We start from the raw sequence: 2,428 nt of genomic DNA, 5'->3' as shown, positions 1-2,428 counted from the left end.
AATTTATATTTCCTCTAGTTTTATCTATCAAAACTTTATGTATCGCCAAGAAATGAATAAAATTTATCAGACTATTAAGCATGATATTGTATTTGCAAAGATTAATGCTTTATCTCAACATCAAAACATCATTATTTGTCCGTCTGAAAACTTTTTAATTTGTGAAAACAATTACTGGCACAAAGGAATGCTTATTTTTGTTGATAAAAATATGAATAAAGAAAGAGATAGCACCGAAAAGATTCTATTAAGTTCCAAAACAAACTTGAAATATGGGACTTTAATCTGGAAAGGCTTTGGGAATGATCAGGTACTTCGATTTCGCAGTGACAATGGTTTACCTCTTGATTCAAATGGCACTTTTCATTATAGCGCTAAAGATCCTGATTATAGTTTAAACATCTATGTGAGCCGTATGGCACAAACCCGTTTTGAAAAAACGGGGAAATAGAGAACTGATCAGTCTATATACTACAACTATTGTGACTTTTATCTTTATCTTTTTTTTATATACTGCTAACAACTCAAATAAACACAAATCAAGTGGAAGTGGAGAATATAAAAATGTCTGAAATCGTAATTATCAATGGCGCACGCACTGCTATGGGTGGATTCCAGGGTGCTTTAGCTGCGAAAACTGCACCTGAACTTGGTGCAGTAACAATTAAAGAAGCTGTCGCTCGTGCTGGTCTGAATGCAACTGATATCGAAGAAGTCATTATGGGTTGTGTTCTCCCAGCAGGGTTAAAACAGGGACCTGCGCGCCAAGCTATGCGTTTAGCAGGGCTACCAGATTCTACTGGTGCTGTTACCATTAATAAACTTTGTGGCTCAGGCATGAAAGCTGTGATGCAAGCAGCAGATATGATCAAAGCTGGTTCAGCTGAAATCGTGATTGCAGGTGGAATGGAATCCATGACCAATGCACCCTATTTACTTCCCAAAGCTCGTGGCGGTTACCGTATGGGTCATGGGGAGATTAAAGACCATATGTTCTTTGATGGTCTGGAAGATGCAGAAACTGGTCGCTTAATGGGATCTTTTGCACAGGATATGGCAAATAAAAAGGGCTATACCCGTGAACAAATGGATGAGTTTGCAATTCGTTCACTCAAGAGAGCTCAAACAGCAATTACAGAGGGTTATTTTGCTGATGAAATCGTCCCAGTCACGATTACCACACGTAAAGGTGATGTAGTTGTAGATAAAGATGAACAACCGTTTAATGCCAACATTGAAAAAATTTCAACATTGAAACCAGCATTTGCCAAAGATGGAACAATCACTGCAGCAAATGCAAGTTCTATTTCTGATGGTGCTTCCGCATTGGTTTTAACTTCAAGTGAAAATGCCGGTAAACGTGGATTAAAACCATTCGCAAAAATTGTTGCTTATGCTTCTAATTCTCAACACCCATCTGAATTTACTATTGCACCTGTTGGGGCAATCCAGAAAGTTTTAAACCGAACAGGTTGGTCTGTCGCTGATGTTGATTTATGGGAAATCAATGAAGCTTTCGCTATGGTCACCATGTGCCCGATTGATGAATTTGGTCTGGATGCCGAAAAAGTAAATATTAATGGCGGTGCTTGTGCTTTGGGGCATCCAGTCGGTTCAACAGGTTCACGTATTATTCTGACTTTAATCCATGCATTAAAACGTACCGGCGGTACAAAAGGAGTAGCAGCTCTATGTATTGGTGGTGGTGAAGCAACCGCTGTAGCAATTGAATTATTATAATACTGCTAGTATCTCTCCTCAATGAAGGAGGGATACGTTTTTCCTTTCAACTTATATTGAATAAATAGCAGTAAAAGTATTACATTTCTTTCATCTACTTTTATGTCTTATTCTTCTAAATTAATTAATCAAAATAACAATATAGATAAATTGCAATGCGACTTAACCATGATTTAAATTTTCAGGGTGAAACCGAAGCCCGACGATTATTCAATGTCTTATCTGTAAGTGGTCAGATTTAAATGGCTTTGAACAATTTTTAAAGAGCATTATGTGGCTCATTTACCGATCAATTTAATGTGACCTGGGTGCTAAGTTGTCAGTTAGCATAATAGCTAAAACTAGAGGTTCTGAATCAAAATGAATGATTAATTTATCTTTCTAAAAGTTCGATTAGATCGTTTAGTTGCTCATTTAGATGATTAAATTTAGCATTCCCTGTTAATTCTATTAACTTTTTCTTCACTTCTTCAATTTTTATTTTCTCCCATAAAACAGGTTTAAATATATGATATTTAAAAACTTTTAATGTTTTTTTGCAATTCTATCTCAAGAATAATCTGGTTTTGTTGTTCTTCAAATTGGCTTGACAAATAACTTAGCCAATATATTGCATCCCAACTATTAAAATATTTAGTTTTTTCAAAAAGTTGATCAAAATCCATTTTTTCTTCCAACACATTAAGAC

2 protein-coding genes are annotated in these 2,428 nt (G+C 35.7%); both read left to right on the top strand.

The window, feature by feature from the left end:
• Window positions 1-451, top strand: a 451-nt coding sequence (locus tag KPC_RS19120) for a GspH/FimT family protein (RefSeq protein WP_146196673.1), incomplete at its 5' end; no start/stop codon positions are given.
• A gap of 113 nt (window positions 452-564) precedes the next feature.
• Window positions 565-1,740 (top strand): thiolase family protein, encoded by a 1,176-nt coding sequence (locus tag KPC_RS19115; protein ID WP_121975899.1) that lies wholly within the window; start codon window positions 565-567, stop codon window positions 1,738-1,740.
• Window positions 1,741-2,428 lie beyond the last annotated feature (688 nt).

Source organism: Acinetobacter stercoris, assembly GCF_900323515.1.
Taxonomy (GTDB): Bacteria; Pseudomonadota; Gammaproteobacteria; order Pseudomonadales; family Moraxellaceae; genus Acinetobacter; species Acinetobacter stercoris.
Note: the sequence above shows the minus strand (reverse complement) of the source record. Positions and strands in the feature narration are given on the sequence as shown.

Coding starts and splice junctions, on each gene's coding strand:
- KPC_RS19115 (WP_121975899.1), top strand. CDS start 565: ATGTCTGAAATCGTAATTATCAATGGCGCACGCACTGCTATGGGTGGA.